This is a genomic window from Pseudomonas sp. Z5-35 (genome assembly GCF_051131945.1).
GTDB classification, from domain to species: Bacteria; Pseudomonadota; Gammaproteobacteria; order Pseudomonadales; family Pseudomonadaceae; genus Aquipseudomonas; species Aquipseudomonas marvdashtae.
In genome coordinates this window covers 1,251,254-1,267,843 of the sequence record NZ_CP071640.1, presented here as the reverse complement: position 1 = coordinate 1,267,843, position 16,590 = coordinate 1,251,254, and the positions used below count along the sequence as shown (strand labels likewise).

The 16,590-nt window shown below is 61.7% G+C and carries 17 protein-coding genes; 9 read left to right on the top strand and 8 right to left on the bottom strand.

Going from position 1 to position 16,590, the window contains the following annotated elements; translation table 11 throughout:
* Positions 1–21 precede the first annotated feature (21 nt).
* Complete coding sequence (locus tag J3P95_RS05965) at positions 22–2,436, bottom strand: glucose/quinate/shikimate family membrane-bound PQQ-dependent dehydrogenase (protein WP_434561459.1); 2,415 nt, start codon at positions 2,434–2,436, stop codon at positions 22–24.
* Positions 2,437–2,875: 439 nt separating this feature from the next.
* Here J3P95_RS05965 and J3P95_RS05960 point away from each other — a divergent pair, with 439 nt between their 5' ends.
* Together J3P95_RS05960 and J3P95_RS05955 are read left to right on the top strand one after the other, a co-directional pair.
* A complete protein-coding gene (locus J3P95_RS05960) occupies positions 2,876–3,106 on the top strand; it encodes a VF530 family DNA-binding protein (protein ID WP_003205228.1) in 231 nt (76 codons plus the stop codon).
* A gap of 24 nt (positions 3,107–3,130) precedes the next feature.
* Entirely contained in the window at positions 3,131–3,745 is a 615-nt protein-coding gene (locus tag J3P95_RS05955; protein ID WP_434581282.1) for a Pr6Pr family membrane protein, read from the top strand.
* A 165-nt stretch (positions 3,746–3,910) separates the two neighbouring features.
* On the opposite strand, the gene J3P95_RS05950 is transcribed toward J3P95_RS05955, so the two are convergent.
* From J3P95_RS05950 to J3P95_RS05940, 3 genes are read right to left on the bottom strand one after another with little or no spacing between them, the layout of a single operon-like run.
* A complete protein-coding gene (locus J3P95_RS05950; RefSeq protein ID WP_434578312.1) occupies positions 3,911–4,126 on the bottom strand; it encodes a DUF1289 domain-containing protein in 216 nt (71 codons plus the stop codon).
* On the bottom strand, positions 4,123–4,647 hold the full coding sequence (locus J3P95_RS05945) for a gamma carbonic anhydrase family protein (protein WP_434578314.1): 525 nt from the start codon (positions 4,645–4,647) through the stop codon (positions 4,123–4,125). Before J3P95_RS05945 ends, J3P95_RS05950 begins: the two co-directional genes overlap by 4 nt.
* 16 nt (positions 4,648–4,663) lie before the next feature.
* The gene (locus J3P95_RS05940) at positions 4,664–5,263 is read right to left on the bottom strand and encodes a CoA pyrophosphatase (protein WP_186640912.1); all 600 of its coding nucleotides are present in this window, start codon (positions 5,261–5,263) and stop codon (positions 4,664–4,666) included.
* Between the two features lie 147 nt (positions 5,264–5,410).
* On the opposite strand from J3P95_RS05940, the gene J3P95_RS05935 reads away from it, so the two are divergent.
* Together J3P95_RS05935 and J3P95_RS05930 are read left to right on the top strand one after the other, a co-directional pair.
* Positions 5,411–5,962, top strand: coding sequence for an NUDIX hydrolase (locus J3P95_RS05935; protein ID WP_434561455.1), 552 nt, complete (start codon positions 5,411–5,413; stop codon positions 5,960–5,962).
* Positions 5,963–6,004: 42 nt separating this feature from the next.
* A complete protein-coding gene (locus tag J3P95_RS05930; RefSeq protein ID WP_053124801.1) occupies positions 6,005–6,511 on the top strand; it encodes a L,D-transpeptidase family protein in 507 nt (168 codons plus the stop codon).
* A gap of 190 nt (positions 6,512–6,701) precedes the next feature.
* Here J3P95_RS05930 and J3P95_RS05925 read toward each other — a convergent pair whose 3' ends face one another.
* The 3 genes from J3P95_RS05925 to J3P95_RS05915 all read right to left on the bottom strand — a co-directional run bounded on the left by J3P95_RS05925 (position 6,702) and on the right by J3P95_RS05915 (position 8,372).
* Positions 6,702–7,076 (bottom strand): DUF6124 family protein, encoded by a 375-nt coding sequence (locus J3P95_RS05925; RefSeq protein ID WP_434626641.1) that lies wholly within the window; start codon positions 7,074–7,076, stop codon positions 6,702–6,704.
* Between the two features lie 221 nt (positions 7,077–7,297).
* On the bottom strand, positions 7,298–7,750 hold the full coding sequence (locus J3P95_RS05920) for a hypothetical protein (protein WP_434578317.1): 453 nt from the start codon (positions 7,748–7,750) through the stop codon (positions 7,298–7,300).
* Entirely contained in the window at positions 7,734–8,372 is a 639-nt protein-coding gene (locus J3P95_RS05915; RefSeq protein ID WP_434578319.1) for a DUF6036 family nucleotidyltransferase, read from the bottom strand. The genes J3P95_RS05920 and J3P95_RS05915 overlap by 17 nt, the downstream gene beginning before the upstream one ends.
* A gap of 532 nt (positions 8,373–8,904) precedes the next feature.
* Between J3P95_RS05915 and J3P95_RS05910 the strand changes: the two genes are divergently transcribed.
* Genes J3P95_RS05910 through nagE form a run of 5 tightly spaced genes read left to right on the top strand, consistent with a single transcriptional unit; the run spans position 8,905 to position 16,089 of the window.
* On the top strand, positions 8,905–9,636 hold the full coding sequence (locus tag J3P95_RS05910; RefSeq protein ID WP_186643569.1) for a GntR family transcriptional regulator: 732 nt from the start codon (positions 8,905–8,907) through the stop codon (positions 9,634–9,636).
* Between the two features lie 17 nt (positions 9,637–9,653).
* Positions 9,654–10,760 carry an N-acetylglucosamine-6-phosphate deacetylase gene (nagA, locus tag J3P95_RS05905; protein ID WP_434578321.1) on the top strand — a complete coding sequence of 369 codons (1,107 nt, stop codon included), beginning with the start codon at positions 9,654–9,656 and terminating at the stop codon, positions 10,758–10,760.
* Positions 10,741–11,763 (top strand): SIS domain-containing protein, encoded by a 1,023-nt coding sequence (locus tag J3P95_RS05900; RefSeq protein ID WP_434578323.1) that lies wholly within the window; start codon positions 10,741–10,743, stop codon positions 11,761–11,763. The genes nagA and J3P95_RS05900 overlap by 20 nt, the downstream gene beginning before the upstream one ends.
* Before the next feature lie 54 nt (positions 11,764–11,817).
* The gene (gene ptsP / locus J3P95_RS05895) at positions 11,818–14,331 is read left to right on the top strand and encodes a phosphoenolpyruvate--protein phosphotransferase (RefSeq protein ID WP_434578325.1); all 2,514 of its coding nucleotides are present in this window, start codon (positions 11,818–11,820) and stop codon (positions 14,329–14,331) included.
* A gap of 33 nt (positions 14,332–14,364) precedes the next feature.
* A complete protein-coding gene (gene nagE, locus J3P95_RS05890; RefSeq protein ID WP_434578327.1) occupies positions 14,365–16,089 on the top strand; it encodes an N-acetylglucosamine-specific PTS transporter subunit IIBC in 1,725 nt (574 codons plus the stop codon).
* A 187-nt stretch (positions 16,090–16,276) separates the two neighbouring features.
* On the opposite strand, the gene J3P95_RS05885 is transcribed toward nagE, so the two are convergent.
* On the bottom strand, positions 16,277–16,588 hold the full coding sequence (locus tag J3P95_RS05885) for an NGG1p interacting factor NIF3 (RefSeq protein WP_434561443.1): 312 nt from the start codon (positions 16,586–16,588) through the stop codon (positions 16,277–16,279).
* Positions 16,589–16,590: the final 2 nt, after the last annotated feature.

Sequence of the window (16,590 nt, the reverse complement as noted above, 5' to 3'; positions counted from 1 at the left end):
TTTTCTTGGGCGCGGTTCTGCTTAATCCGGCAGCTTGTAGGCAATCACATAGTCACCCTGCTTGGTGCCCAGCGAGCCATGACCACCGGCAACAACCAGCACGTATTGTTTGCCGTCCTTGCCGGTGTAGGTCATCGGCGTGGTCTGGGCGCCGGCGGGCAGGCGGCCTTCCCACAGTTGCTTGCCGTTCTTCACATCATAGGCACGCAGGTACTGGTCGAGCGTACCGCTAAGGAATGCCAGGCCACTGGCGGTGGTGAACGGGCCGCCCAGGCTCGGTACGCCCATGCTCAGCGGGATCGGAACCGGCGAGCTGTCGCGCACGGTGCCGTTCTTGTGCTTCCACAGGGTCTTGTTGTTGGTCAGGTCCACGGCTGCCACGTAACCCCAGGCAGGCGCCTGGCACGGCAGGCCCATGGGCGAGAGCAGCGCTTCGAGGATCACGCCATACGGCGCGCCCTTGTTCGGCTGCACGCCTTCGGTTTCGCTTTTGCGCCCCGGACCGCCAGCGACTTCCGCCGCCGGCACCAGTTTTGACTTGAACGCCATGTAGCTCGGGTTGACGAAGGCGATCTGGCGCACCGGGTCCACTGAAATGCCACCCCAGTCGAATACGCCGAAGTTGCCTGGGTAGACGATCGAGCCTTGCAGCGACGGCGGCGTGAACATGCCGTCATAGCGCAGCGACTTGAAGTCGATCCGGCACAGCATCTGGTCGAACGGGGTCACGCCCCACATGTCGCGTTCCTTGAGGACCGGCGGCACGAAGTTCAGGTCGGACATCGGTTGGGTCGGCGAGGTGAAGTCGCCTTCCACCGCGCCTTGCGGCACCGGGATCTCCTTGATCGGCACGATCGGCTGGCCGTTGCTGCGATCCAGCACGTAGATGCTGCCCTGTTTGGTCGAGGCCAGGACGGCGGGTTTCACGCCATCGGCGGTCTTCAGGTCCATCAGGGTCGGTTGACCGCCAACGTCCATGTCCCACAGGTCGTGGTGGGTGAACTGGAAGTACCAGCGCACCTTGCCGGTGGCGATGTCCAGGGCGGTCAGGCCGGCGGCGTATTTTTCCGATTCCGGTGTGCGGAATCCGCCGAACTGGTCGGGAGTCTGGTTGCCCATCGGCAGATAGAGCATCCCGAGTTTTTCATCGACGCTGAACATAGACCACATGTTCGGCGAGTTGCGGGTGTAGGTCTGGCCTTCGGCAATCGGCGTGGTGTCGTCCGGGTTGCCGCTGTCCCAGTTCCACACCAGTTTGCCGGTGTGCACGTCGTAGGCACGGATGACACCGCTCGGCTCATCGGTGGAGACGTTATCGGTGACGTGGCCGCCGATCACCACCAGGTTCTGGGTGACTGCCGGCGGCGAGGTGGAGTAATAACCGCCCGCCGTGAAGCCGCCGATATTGGCGGTCAGGTCGACCTGGCCCTTGTCACCGAAGTCTTCGCACATCTTGCCGGTGTCGGCATTGAGGGCGATCAGGCGGGTGTCGGCGGTCGGCAGGAAAATCCGCCGTGGGCAAACGCTGCTGGCTGGCGTAGCACTGGCCATGCCGGTCGGGCTCTGCTCGGCGGATGCGTACACGGCGTCATCGTGGTAGGTCACGCCACGGCAAGTCATGTGGGCCCAACCCTTGAAGTTCTCCGCTTTTTGCGTGGAAAGCTTCGGATCGAAACGCCAGATTTCCTTACCGGTTTCAGGCTCCAGGGCAATCACCTGGCTGTGAGGCGTGCACACATAGAGCATACCGTTGACCTTCAACGGGGTATTTTCGGCAGTGGTTTCACCCGGGTCGTTCGGCCCTGGCAGATCGCCGGTGCGATAGGACCAGGCTTCCTTCAACTTGCCGACGTTCTCAGGGGTGATCTGCGCCAGCGGGGAATAGCGGTCGCCATGGGCGCTGCGCCCGTAGGAGTTCCAATCGCCGTCCGGCATGGCCGGTGCGGTGTTGGTCATCCCCGGCACACTGTCGCGGTCCAGTTGGCCCTTGATCTCGCCCGGGTTGGTGAACTGACTGGCCAGCGCGGCGATACCGGCGATGACCACGGCGGCGCCCAAGGCACGGGTGCCCATCGGCGAAGCGTCGGCGGTCAGTAGCGGACGGCGGAACCATGGCAGGAGCATGACGATGCCCAAGGCAAACAGCATCGCCAGGCGCGGCACCAACTGCCACCAGTCCAGGCCAACTTCCCACAGCGCCCAGACCGTACTGGCGAACAACACCAATGCGTACAGCCCCAGCGCCGCACGACGGGCCATGATCAATAGCACGCCGGTCAGCGCCAGGCCGATACCAGCGAGCAGGTAATACAGCGAGCCGCCGAGCGTGCTCAGCTTGATTCCCCCGGCCAGCAGGGCCAGGCCCATCAATAGAAGCAGAATGCCGAGCAGGCTCGGTAACAGACGGCTTCGACTCAAAGCACCCTCAGTGCTCATAGCGTGTTTCTCCGTGACGTTTAAAAAAAGTCCCGCGCAAGTTGTCACTTTAGATGACGATCCTTCGGGGGCATGGTTCAGTTAAAAAAAGCAAATTCCACTGCCACGCTCATCTGGGAGAACGAGAGCCCCGACGGCCCCTCACGCAGAGACAGCGCTGTCTATCCTGGCGCCAGAGCGCGGGAGTTGGTGGATCCAGTAGGGATGCGTGGGATGCGGAGGCTCTGGCGCGCAAGAAGAAACGTTTCAGCAGGCGGCGCAAGGATAATGGCCTGTCATAAATAGAGAAAGATCTTTTATTGACATGGAGCCTTTCGGTTTCGGTAACAGTGTGCCAAGCGGCTACCCCACTCAGGCGAGCGGATGAAGGCAACGCTTCCCCCCAAAGAGCACCTCGGCTAAGGTGCGCGGCTTTACAGCCTTTTCGCGCAGGCCTGCCATGACCGAACCGAACAACAACCCGCTGCACGGCGTCACGCTGGAGCAGATCCTCAACGCCCTCGTGCAGCACTACGAATGGTCGGGCCTGGCCGAACGCATCGACATCCGTTGCTTCAAGAGCGACCCGAGCATCAAGTCGAGCCTGACTTTCCTGCGCAAGACGCCTTGGGCGCGGGAGAAAGTCGAGCGTCTTTACATCAAGCTGATGCGTACCAAGCGGCCCGTCTGAATCGTGAGCGGGCGAACCGGTTTCGTGGCGACGCAGGCCTTGCTTGGCTGGACGGGATTGAGCATCCAGCTTTACCTGATCCTGCTGGGGCGCTGGGAACTGGGCGCGAGCCTGCTGGGTGGGCTGGTGAGTTTCCTCAGTTTTTTCACGGTACTGACCAACTTGTTGGTGGCGGTGGTCCTGACCTGGGAACTGACCCAGCGCCCCTCCGCGGCCCGACGCTGGTTCCTGCTGCCCAGCGTACGCAGCGGCATCGCGGTGAGCATCGCCCTGGTCGGCCTGGCCTATAACCTGCTGCTGCGCCACCTCTGGCAACCCGAAGGCTGGCAATTCGTCGCCGACGAATTGCTGCACGACGTGATGCCTGCGCTGTTCCTCATCTATTGGTGGCGGTGTGTGCCCAAAGGCACCCTGCGCCTGGGCCATATCGGGCTTTGGGTGATTTATCCGCTGGTGTACTTCGGCTACGTCCTGTTGCGCGGGGATTTACTCGCGGCCTATCCCTACCCCTTCATCGACGTGGCGAACCTGGGTTATCCACAGGTGTTCGTCAATGCCGGGGGGATATTGGCGGGGTTTATCGCGATTGCGCTGGGGGTGGTGGGGCTGGATCGGTGGTTGGGGCGACGATCGTACTGACGGGACTGCGGATAAAAAGCTTTTGTGGCGAGGGAGCTTGCTCCCGCTGGGTTGCGCAGCAGCCCTGAACCCGACAACCCGGTGTGTCAGGCAGATTAAGTCGCCTGCTTTGGGGTCGCTACGCGACCCAGCGGGAGCAAGCTCCCTCGCCACAGGGGAACGTATTCACAATCCGCGCTTTGCCGGCAACATCCACACCAATCCACTGGCCTTGGCCCGCTCATGACACAGCGCCAGGACCCCACGCCGTTCATCGTTATCCATGCGGCTCCAGAGGGTGATCTCCGCCACGGTGCGCTGGCAGCCGGTGCAGATGTCGTCATCGTCCAGCGCGCAGATGTTTACGCAGGGCGAAGGCACAGGGCGTTCGGGCGTGTTCATTGTTCCTGCTCGGCCAAGTCGCGGGCATAGCGCTGCGAATTGTGCACATAGTGCGCCGCGCTGGCCATGAGCATGTTCTTCTGGGCCTCGGTCAGTTCCCGCACGACCTTGCCCGGCGAGCCCATCACCAGCGAACCGTCGGGAATCTCCTTGCCTTCGCCGATCAGCGAGTTGGCGCCGATGATGCAATGCTTGCCAATCTTCGCGCCGTTGAGAATCACCGCGTTGATGCCGATAAGGCTGTAGTCGCCCACCGTGCAGCCGTGAAGCATGGCGTTGTGGCCGATGGTCACGCCGGTGCCGAGGGTCAGCGGATAGCCCATGTCCGTGTGCATTACGGTGCCGTCCTGCACGTTGCTGTTCTTGCCGATCAGGATCAATTCGTTGTCGCCACGCAGCACGGCGTTGAACCAGACATTGGCGCCCTCTTCGAGGCGGACCTTGCCCACCAACGTGGCGTTGGGTGCAACCCAACTTTGCGGGTGAGTTTCGACACGGGCATCGCCCAGGCGGTATTTCATGAAAGTCCTCGGGGCGTCAGGTATTGATGAAGCTCTTGGGTGGCGTGTGCAAGTCGATATCGGCGTCGTACAGCAGGTTGACCAGTTCCACGATCATGATTGCAGTCAGGCCCCAGATCTTGTATTCGCCGAACCGGTAGCTGGGTACGTACCAACTGCATCCCTGATAATCGATGCGGTGGGTGTGTTCTCGCGGATCCTTGCGGAAGAACTCCAGCGGCACACTGAACACCGCAGCGATCTCGGCGTCGTTGGCCTGGTACTCGACGTAATCCGGAATCACGCCGACGTACGGCGTGACTTTGATTCCGTGCAGGGAAATCAGCGGGCTGAGGGGGCCAATCACTTCCACCAGGCCGGGCGGCAGACCGATCTCTTCCTCGGCTTCGCGCAGGGCTGTGAAGATCAGGTCAGGGTCTTCCGGATCCCGGCGTCCGCCGGGGAACGCCACTTCGCCGCCATGGGTCGATAACCCGCTGGCGCGCAACGTGAGGACCAGTTCCGGCTCGCCGCTGCGGGTAATCGGCACCAGCACCGCTGCTTCCGGGAAGCGCCGATCGGTCTCCAGATCGCGTGGGGTATGGTTGCTTACTCGATGCAGTAGCTCGTCCAGCATGAGACTTCTCGATTTATTCGCTACCTTGCATCATGCACCAATCACGCAAGCGGCCCAAGCCCCGAAACGGCGTCATGTCGCGAAACGACAACTTGCCGATACCCGTGCGCACACGCCAAGATAGGCGCAGCCTCCAGGAATCCAAGCATGAAATTCTGCAGCCAGTGCGGTAACCCGGTGACCCAGCGCATACCCGAGGGCGACTCGCGCCTGCGCTTTGTCTGCGACACCTGTCACACCATTCACTACCAGAACCCCAACATCGTGGCCGGTTGCGTACCGACTTGGGGCAGCAAGGTGCTTTTATGTCGACGCGCCATCGAACCGCGACGCGGCTATTGGACCTTGCCGGCCGGTTTTATGGAGAACGGCGAAACCGTCGAACAGGCCGCCGTCCGTGAAACCGCCGAGGAGGCCTGCGCCAGGGTCCGAAACTTGAACATCTATACGCTGATCGACGTACCGCACATCAGCCAGGTGCATGTATTCTTCCGCGCCGAACTGGTGGATGTGGATTTCGCCGCCGGGCCCGAGAGCCTGGAAGTGCAATTGTTCGAAGAAGCCGACATTCCGTGGGACGAGCTGGCTTTCCGCACGGTGGGCCGTACCCTAGAATGCTTCTACGCTGACCGGCGAGCCGAGGATTACCCGGTGCGATCCGAGTCGATACCGCCGCTTGCTCAGCCTGCCAACACTTGAAAAATCCAATATAGCCGCGACACCTCTAGGGATATCGTTTCAATGCGCTGGTTGCTTGTCCTGTTCTGCCTGTCGTTCACCGCTGTGTCCCAAGCCGCTGCCGTGGGGACCTACAACGGCAAGGTCATCGAAAAAGTCCTGGTGCTCAAGTCCGCCCATCAATTGCAATTGATCAACGACGGCAAGCCCCTCAAGACGTATCGCATCTCCCTGGGCAAGGGCGCCAAGAAAGGCCCCAAGTTGATAGAAGGCGACAAGCGTACCCCCGAGGGTTTCTATTGGCTGGACTGGCGCAAGACCAGCGACCGGTTCTATTTGTCGATGCACATTTCCTACCCCAACATCAGCGACGCCGCCCGCGCCCGCCGCGAAGGCGTGGAGCCGGGGGGCATGATCATGATCCACGGCACGCCTGATTCGGAAGAGAACCCAGAGCAGTTGTTCCATACCCTGGACTGGACCGATGGCTGCATCGCCATGCGTAATGTGGACATGCGCGAGGTGTGGAACCTGGTGCCGGATGGGACGATGATCGAGATTCGTCCGTAGCCCCTTCTCTTGCGGCAAGGAGCTCCTGTGGATAGGAGCTCTTGTGGCGAGGGAGCTTGCTCCCGCTGGGTTGCGCAGCAACCCCAAGGCAGGGCAACTCAATCTGCCTGACACTCCGGGTTGTCAGGTTTTAGGGCTGCTTCGCAACCCAGCGGGAGCAAGCTCCCTCGCCACACAGATTACTTTGGTATCAAGTCCTGAGTTCGACCCGATCCAAGGCCTTGTTCGCCAATAACTCCCCCAACTCAATCATCTGCGCCACCCCCAATGCCACCCGTCGTCGAGAACCTTCCAGGCCGAATGCGAGTTCGCTGAGCATTGCGTTGGCCGAGGCCAGGGTTTCGCTGAGGTTGGCTAGCAGGGCTTCGGTGTCGATGTTGTCCGATACGGTGAACAACTGCACCGAGGGCTGGGGGTCTGGTTCGTCATCGGGCTTGAGGTAGTGGTCCATTGCGCGATCGGCGGCTTCTTTCAGTTTTTCGGGAGCGTAGTCGCCGTAGGGGAAGGTTGAGGCGGGTTTGGGGATGTCAGAATTATTTTTCAATTGAAGCTCCTTTAATTTCATGGAGCCCAGGACAAAACGTCCGGGCCTGTTGCCCCTTGATTTATTCGGACGGTCAAACCCGGTCGCTGAATTGGCAGCGACACCCAAAGGCTAGAGCCCTCGCTTCCTAGGGACAACCTTAAAAACATGTCGGAAACTTCGGGGCGTCTGACAGACCAAGCGATGATCATTCGCACAACAAAAAACCGGCCTAAGCCGGTTTTCGTTGGTGACATCTGGGTTCAAACAAACGCTGCGCGCTGCTCAGCCTCATAGTGCCGAGTCTGAAAAGGCAAGAGGGTTTGTACCTTCAAGCCAAGACCTGCATTCAGTCCCCAAGAGAGAGCGAGCTCATCACGGCGTTTTCGAAGCGCAACAGCAGCCTTCGAGGTTATGGCTTGCTTGGGTGTCGAGCGTAAAAATAGCTCAAGGGCCTGGAAGACTTCCAATGCACGACTGTCTGTGACACACGAAAATCGGGTGAGTCGTTCGAGCAGATATCCTGCACGACGCAGCTCGACCTCATCAGTGTGTTGACTCAGAAAAACTTGAGCCGCGCTTATCAAGTCCAGATTGGAGTACCAGACAGCTTCGGCTACGCTCACAAGCGCAACATCATCTGCGTGATCCAACGGGCTTTTGACCAATGTGTCCAGAGCGGCTGAGAGGACGTGGCCGCTAGCAGGCTTCGTCATCTGTATTCTCCAAATAATTTTGCAAAATAGCGGTAAGCACAGAGGTTGGAGGCTCTTTGTTGCCAACATATACATCAATCGCCTGCAATGCCAGTCGACGCAGCTCGGCGGTCAACATGAATCCAGCCCTCAGAAGCGCCATGATATCGCCAATGTCTTGATCCGTTGCTCTGCCCAGCTTTGAAATTGCAATATCGACAGGGGCAGCAATGTGAACGTGCAGAGGAGACTCAACCGGAAACTCCTCAAGGGGAAGGCTTCGAGCCCAATAATCCTCGTGAATCGGACCGAAGCTGGTGTTGTATTGGAGGTCGTAGTTTAGCTCCAACAATCGTCCGGATCTTTCGTCAACAAATTGCTCGGGCACCTGCGCAAGTAACGTTCGAAGATGAAAGCCCTTCGGGGGGCTGGCCTCATAAATTTCTGCGTCAACGTCCGTCGAGACACGATGGTTTGTATAAAGGTGCACTGCGCACCCACCAAAAACGATGACTTTGACCATCCCAGGCGCTGCATTCTCAGACGTCAACTCCGCTTCGACAGACTTGAACATTGAAACCAAAGCCTGTCCTAGCGCGGTAGTTGTATTGAGGCGGGGGGTGATCCTATCCGGCAATTCCATGTTTAACCTCAGAGGCTGTTATTGCTCCTTGAAACCTGGATCCACCACTTAGCCCTCACGAAGGCGAGTAAGCGAATCCTTGGAGATTTGAGCCACGAAAGCTAGAGTCCCCGCTTCCGAGGGACAACCTTAAAAACATGTCGGAAAGTTCAGTACATCTGACAGACCGCATTTGATCAGTGACATTTCGCACAAATTTCAGGAAGGGTTTTTTTGGGCGGGATTCGGGTAACCATTGCTGCCGCAACGGTTATACACACCGACCTAAAAGAACAGCCCCACCACCAGTCGTCTAAAAAAATAATTTCAAGCTCATACCCACCGGTGCGTGCATACCACTGCGCCTCCAAAACGAAAGCCCAGCGCTGTAACTCCGCTGTCGATCCTTCAACCATTAATACCACTTAAAGCCGGCCCCCTCGAATCTCGCAGGAATCAGTCAGAACCACCGTTGACATGGTATTCAAGTGGTATTAGCTTCCCACCCACTCACCGAGCGAAAATTCCTACAGCAGCATCGGACACAGCTCACATGAACGACATCCTGGCCCTGCGTCCCGACGACACCCAACCCACGCCGCTGTACCTGCAACTGGCCCGCAACCTGGAGGCCGCCATCCACGCCGGCCAATGGAAAGCCGAGCAAGCGATGCCGTCCGAGCGCAGCTTGAGCGAGCAACTGGGCATTTCTCGGGTGACCGCTCGCAAAGCGTTGGAAGTGCTGTTCGAACAAGGTCTGATCCGCCGCAACCAAGGCTCGGGCACATTCATCACCCCGCGCCTCGAACAGCCGCTCTCGCGCCTCAGCGGGTTCAGCGAAATGCTCCGGCTCAAGGGCTTCGTGCCTGGGTCGCAGTGGCTGGAGCGAGAGATCACCCCGCCAACCCACGAAGAATTGATCCGCCTGGGCCTGTCGCCCAATGACAAAGTCGCCCGGCTCAAACGGCTGCGCAAGGCCGATGACACGGTCATGGCCATCGAAATGAGCACCCTGCCCGCCTCGATCATTCCCAAGCCGCAGGCGGTGGGCGATTCGCTTTATGAATTCCTCGATGGCATCGGCAAACCGGTCGTGCGCGCGCTGCAACACATCCAGGCGATCAACGCCTCGGACGAATTCGCCGCCCTGGTGGGCATCGCCCCCGGCACCGCAATGCTGCTGATGACGCGGGTCGGCTACCTGGAAGACAACACGCCCATCGAAGTCACCGACACCTACTGCCGCAACGACTACTACGACTTTGTCGCGGAACTGCGGCGCTAGACGACCAGAGAATCCCCATGTCCGAAGACAACATCCTCACCGCCAACGGCTGGATACGCGGCCGTCTCTTGCATGAACACGGCAAGATCGTGTCCATCGAAGGCCAGCCCTGCGATCCGGCGGACAATGACTTGCCTTATCTGTTGCCCGGGTTCATCGACCTGCATGTGCACGGCGGTGGCGGCAAGGACATCATGGAAGGCGCGCCTGCATTCGAGATCATCGCTCGCACTCATGTGCGCTTCGGCACCACCTCGCTGCTGGCCACGACCATGACCGCGCCGAGCGAGGAAATCGCCGGCGTGCTCAGGGCCCTCGGCGAATTTTGCGAACAGCGGCCCAGCGGCACTGCCCGTGTCCTGGGCGTGCACTTGGAAGGCCCCTACATCAACCCCGGCAAACTCGGCGCTCAACCAAATTTCGCCCACACGGCATTGATGGCCGAGGTGGAAGCGTACCTGGCCCTGGCACCGATCCGGGTGATCACCATCGCGCCGGAAATCGCCGGCCACGACGCCTTGATTCGCGCACTCAGTTCCCGCGGGGTGCGCATGCAAATCGGTCATACGCTGGGCAGCTATGAGGAAGGCGTCGCGGCGCTGGCGGCCGGGGCCAGCAGCTTTACCCACTTGTACAACGCCATGAGCCCGTTGCATCACCGCGAGCCAGGCATCGTCGGCGCGGCGCTGGCCCACGCGCAATATGCCGAGTTGATCCCGGACCTGTTGCACGTGCACCCCGGCGCTATCCGCGTGGCGTTGCGCTCGATCCCGTGCCTGTATTGCGTCACCGATTCCACGGCCGCCGCCGGCATGCCCGACGGTGAATACAAGCTGGGCAGCCACACCGTGACCAAATGCCTGGGCGGCGTGCGCCTGGCCGACGGCACCCTGGCCGGCAGCACGCTGACGATGGATCAGGCCCTGCGCAACCTGGTGAAGATTGGCTTGCCCCTTGCCGAAGCCTCGCAGCGCTTGTCGCAATTCCCCGCTGACTACCTCGGCCTGCCCGAACGCGGACGCCTGCACCCGGGTGCCTGGGCCGATTGCGTGCGCCTGGACCGTTCCATGAACTTGACCGACGTGATGGTCGAAGGAGAAGCCATTGTCTTCAAAAATGCTTGAAGAGGCCCTGGCCTCGTCCGAGGCCGTCGAGCGCCAATTGCGCCAATTGGACCCCGCCCTGCAGGAGATTGCCGGACGCTTGCGCCGACAACCGCCGCAAGTGGCGATGACCGTGGCCCGTGGCAGCTCCGACCACGCCGCTAGCTACTTTGCCTACCTGACCATGCAACAACTGGGTTTGCCGGTGGCATCGTTGCCGATGTCGGTGGTGACCATGCAACAGGCGCCGCTGAAGGTCAGCGGCCAGGTGGCGTTCGCGTTCTCCCAATCTGGGCAGAGCCCGGACCTGGTGAACAGCTTGCGGCTGTTGCGCAAGCGCGGTGCCTTGAGCGTGGCCCTGGTGAATGCCGCCGATTCGCCCTTGGAAGCGGCGTGTGAGTTCAGCGTGCCGCTGTGCGCAGGCATCGAAAGCAGTGTCGCCGCCACCAAGAGTTTCATCGCCACCCTCAGCGCCAGCGCGCGCCTGGTCGCCCACTGGAAAGACGACGGCGAGTTGCTCGAAGCCGGCATTGCGCTGCCCGAAGGCCTGCGCGAGGCCGCGAGCCAGGATTGGAGCGCTGCCGTCGAGACGCTCCGTGACAGCCAGCGGTTGATGGTGATCGGCCGTGGTGCCGGGTTCGCCATCGCCCAGGAAGCGGCGCTCAAATTCAAGGAGACCTCGGCGATCCAGGCCGAAGCCTTCAGTAGCGCCGAGGTCCGCCACGGGCCGATGGCGCTGATCGACGAGGACTATCCGCTACTGGTTTTTGCCCCACGCGGCGCTGAGCAGGCTGGCGTGTTGAGCCTGGCTGCCGATATGCGCCAGCGCGGCGCCCGGGTGCTGCTGGCCGCACCTGATGACATCGCCGAACGCGACCTGACGCTGAGCCGCGCCGAGCATCCGGCCCTGGACCCGATCCTGGCGATCCAGAGCTTTTATGGCATGGCCGCGACCCTGGCCGTGGCCCGGGGCCTGGACCCGGACCAGCCACGGCACTTGAGCAAGGTTACCCGGACCCACTGAACCGCCGGCCCTCTTCCATCGAGGGCCAATGAGATTTCAAGAGAGAGCGAGCCCATGCCCAACAACAATAAAGAGCTGATCCTCAGCGCCCCGCTCAGCGGTCCGGTGCTCACCCTCGCCAACGTTCCTGACGCGGTATTCGCCAGCGGCGCCATGGGTGACGGGATCGCCATCGATCCGTTGAACGACACCCTCTATGCGCCCTGTGACGGCGAGGTGATCCACGTCGCCCGCACCGGCCACGCCGTGACCCTGCGGGCCGACAACGGCGCCGAACTGCTCCTGCACCTGGGGCTGGACACCGTCGAACTGCAGGGCGATGGGTTTTCCATGCTGGTCAAGGAGGGCGCGCGGGTCAGCAACGGCCAGGCACTGCTGCGCTATGACCTGGACAGCGTGGCACGGCGCTGCAAAAGCCTGGTCAGCCTGTTGATCATCACTAACGGCGAGCATTTCCAGGCACGGCCCATCACGCTTAAAGGGGTCAAGGTCGGCGAACCGTTGCTGCACATCGTCAGCAAGGCACCGGGTGAACCGCGCGACGATGAAGCGGACGTCGGCATCGAAGTGTTCGGCCAGATCCGTATCGCCCACCGTGGCGGCCTGCACGCGCGGCCGGCCGCCTTGGTGCGCCAGACTGCGCAAGGCTTCAAGAGCCGCTCGCACCTGCACTTTGGCGGCCGGTCGGCGTCCTGCGACAGCGTCATGGGCTTGATGGGCCTGGCAATCAACGAGCAGGCCGAAGTGCACGTCAGTTGCCGTGGCAGCGACGCCAAAGCGGCGCTGCAAGCCTTGCTCGCAACGTTATCCACAGCCCTGGCCGAAAACGACCATGCCCAGGCCCCGCCGGTAAAAGCGCCCAGTCGGGCCGCTGAAGACGGCGTGCTCCAAGGAGTCTGCGCCGCGCCCGGCCTGGTGGCCGGACCGTTGGTTCGGTTGGATGGCTTGAAGTTGCCCGAGGATGACGGTGGTCACGATATCGAAGAGCAGCGGCAACGGTTGCGCCAAGCCCTGGAGCACGTCAGTGGCGACATCCGCCTGACGTTGGAAAATGCCAAGGCCCGACGTTACGACAATGAGCAGGCGATCTTCAGCGCCCATCTGGCATTGCTAGAAGACCCGGCCTTGCTGGACGCCGCCTACGTGTCCATCGACCAGGGCGATGCCGCCACCCACGCCTGGAGCCGATCCATCGACGCGCAGTGCCAGGTCCTGCGTCAGTTAGGCAGCCCGCTGCTGGCCGAGCGCGCCAACGATTTACGCGACCTGCGCCAGCGAGTCCTGCGAGCGTTGCTGGGTGAGGCTTGGCAATTCGACGTGCCGGCAGGCTCCATTGTCGCCGCACAGGAGTTGACCCCGTCGGACCTGCTGCACCTCAGCGCCCAAGGCGTGGCCGGTGTGTGCATGGCCGAGGGCGGCGCGACGTCCCATGTGGCAATCCTGGCCCGAGGCAAAGGCGTGCCCTGCCTGGTGGCGTTGGGCGATGCCTTGCTTGCGCAGGCGCTGGGGCAGCCCGTGGTGCTGGATGCCGACGGCGGACGCCTCGAACTGGCGCCAACCGCCGAGCGCCTGACGCAGGTTCAGCAAGCACAAGCCCGACGCGCAGCCCTGCGCGCCCAACAACAGTCGCTCGCCCACGCGCCGGCGCGGACCATTGACGGAGTCGGGATTGAAATCGCCGCAAACGTGGCGTCGAGCGCCGAAGCAAGCCAGGCCTTTGCCTACGGCGCCGACGGCGTCGGTTTGTTGCGCACCGAATTTCTTTTCGTCGACCGCCGTACCGCCCCCGATGAACAGGAACAGCGCCAGGCCTATCAGGCGGTGCTCGATGCCATGGGCGAAAAACCGGTGATCATCCGCACCATCGACGTCGGCGGCGACAAGCAATTGGACTACCTGCCACTGCCGGCCGAAGCCAACCCGGTGCTCGGCCTGCGGGGCATTCGCCTGGCCCAGGTGCGCCCGGAACTGTTGGATCAACAACTGCGCGCCCTGCTGCAAACCCGCCCGCTGCAGCGCTGCCGGATCTTGTTGCCGATGGTCACAGAGGTCGACGAGCTGCTGCACATCCGCCAGCGCCTCGATGCGCTGGGCGCCGAACTGGGCCTGAGCGAACGTCCGCAACTGGGGGTGATGATCGAAGTGCCGGCCGCCGCCTTGCTGGCCGAACAACTGGCCGAGCACGCGGACTTCCTGTCCATCGGCACCAATGACCTGTCCCAGTACACCCTCGCCATGGACCGCGACCATGCAGGTCTCGCCGCCCGGGTCGATGCCTTGCACCCGGCACTGTTGCGGCTGATCGCCCAAACCTGCGCTGGCGCGGCAAAGCACAGGCGTTGGGTCGGCGTGTGCGGCGCCCTGGCTTCGGATCCCCTGGCGACGCCGGTGCTGATCGGGCTGGGCGTCCGGGAGCTGTCGGTCAGCTCGCCGCAAATCGGCGAAATCAAGGACCGCGTGCGTCACCTCGACGCCGCCCAGTGCCGCCGCGTCAGTACCGATTTGCTGAACCTGGCCAGCGCCGCCGCCGTGCGCCAGGCCTGTCACCAACACTGGCCTTTGGGCTGAGCCACGTCGAAGAACAATAAAAGGAGAGACGCCATGTATCAGCATTTCATTGAAGGGTTACAACGTCTCGGCCGGGCGCTGATGTTGCCCATCGCGATCCTGCCGATTGCCGGCCTGCTGCTGCGTCTGGGCGACACGGACTTGTTGAACATCGCGATCATCCACGACGCCGGCGAAGCGATTTTCGCCAATCTGCCGATGATCTTCGCCATTGGTATCGCCGTGGGCTTCGCCCGGGACAACAACGGCACGGCCGGGCTGGCCGGGGCCATCGGCTACCTGGTGATGATCGCGACACTGAAGGTACTCGACGCGACCATCAACATGGGCATGCTCGCCGGGATCATCAGCGGTCTGTTGGCCGGCGCGCTGTACAACCGGTTCAAGGACATCAAGCTGCCGGAATACCTGGCGTTCTTTGGCGGCCGACGCTTCGTACCGATTGTCACCGGTTTCAGTGCCGTCGGCCTGGGCCTGGTGTTCGGCCTGATCTGGCCGCCGATCCAGCACGGCATCAACAGCTTTGGCGAGCTGCTGATGGCCAGCGGCAGCTTCGGCGCGTTCGTCTTCGGGGTGTTCAACCGGTTGCTGATCGTCACCGGCCTGCACCACATCCTCAATAACATGGCCTGGTTCATCTTCGGCAGTTTCACCGACCCGCAAACCGGCATGGTGGTCACCGGTGACCTGACCCGTTATTTCGCCGGCGACCCCAAGGGCGGCCAGTTCATGACCGGCATGTTCCCGGTGATGCTGTTCGGCCTGCCCGCCGCTTGCCTGGCGATGTACCGCAACGCCCTGCCCCAGCGGCGCAAAGTCATGGGCGGGATCTTGCTGTCGATGGCACTGACCTCGTTTCTGACCGGCGTCACCGAACCGATCGAATTCGCCTTCATGTTCCTCGCGCCACTGTTGTACCTGGTCCACGCGCTGCTCACCGGGCTGTCGATGGCGGTGACCAATCTATTGGACATTCACCTGGGCTTTACCTTCTCGGGTGGTTTCATTGACATGGTCTTGGGCTGGGGTAAATCCACCAACGGTTGGTTGGTTGTCCCGGTAGGCCTGGCGTATGCACTGATTTACTACGTGGTGTTCGACTTCTGCATCCGCCGCTTCGACCTCAAGACCCCAGGTCGGGAAGAGGTGCCGGCGGGCGACAAGCCGGTCATCGCCGAAAACCAGCGCGCCGCTGCCTATATCCAGGCGCTGGGCGGTGCCGAGAACATGATCACGATTGGCGCCTGCACCACGCGTCTGCGACTGGACATGGTGGATCGCAACAAGGCGTCCGACGCCCAGCTCAAGGCCCTCGGCGCCATGGCCGTGGTTCGCCCTGGCAACGGCGGCAGCTTGCAGGTGGTGGTGGGGCCGATGGCCGACAGCATCGCCGATGAAATTCGCCAGGCGTTGCCATCTTCGGAACGAGCCGCCAGCGCGCCCGCAACCGCCGTGATCGAGCCTGCCCTACCGACTGACGTCTGCGAGACCGAGGCGCAACAGTGGCTCAATGCCCTGGGCGGTGGAGAGAATGTGTTGCAACTTGATTGCGTGGCGACGAGCCGTCTGCGCGTGCAATTGGCCGATGGCAAGGGGATATCGGAAAGCCAGCTCAAGGCGCTTGGCTGTCAGGGGGTTAGCTCGCTGGAAGGTGGCGTGTGGCACTTGCTGCTGGGCGAGAAAGCGCCGGGGGTGTGGCGGGCGTTGGCGATGGTCGTGAATCGGGATGGGGCCAAGGCTAAAACCTTCAGTGGCTGACACACCAATCCCGTGGCGAGGGAGCTTGCTCCCGCTGGGTCGCGCAGCGGCCCCAAGCTTTGGCGGTTGCTACGCAACCGAGCGGGAGCAAGCTCCCTCGCCACAAGGAGTTCGTGTACCCAGAATTGGGGACAATAAAAAACCCGCTGAATCAATCAGCGGGTTTTTTATTGTTGCAGCAGGAGGATCAGAAATCTTCCAACCGCCACACTTCATACGCCGGTGTCTCGTAGGGATGGCTGTGTTTCAGCGCCTCCACCACTGTGCGGATCAACCCGTCGGCAACTACCAGCTCCACCTTCCATTCCTCGACTTGTTCGAGCTGCCCCACCTCACCGATGAACGGCTGGCTGCCGTCCAACGGGCGAAACTGGCCCAGGCCCAGCACTTGCCAAGCGCAGTGGTCATAGTCGCCGATTCGCCCGCCACCGGCGGCGAATACGGCGCTTTTGACCTCGTCGACATGGCTGGCCGGGACGAAGAAGCAGAGCTTGTACACCG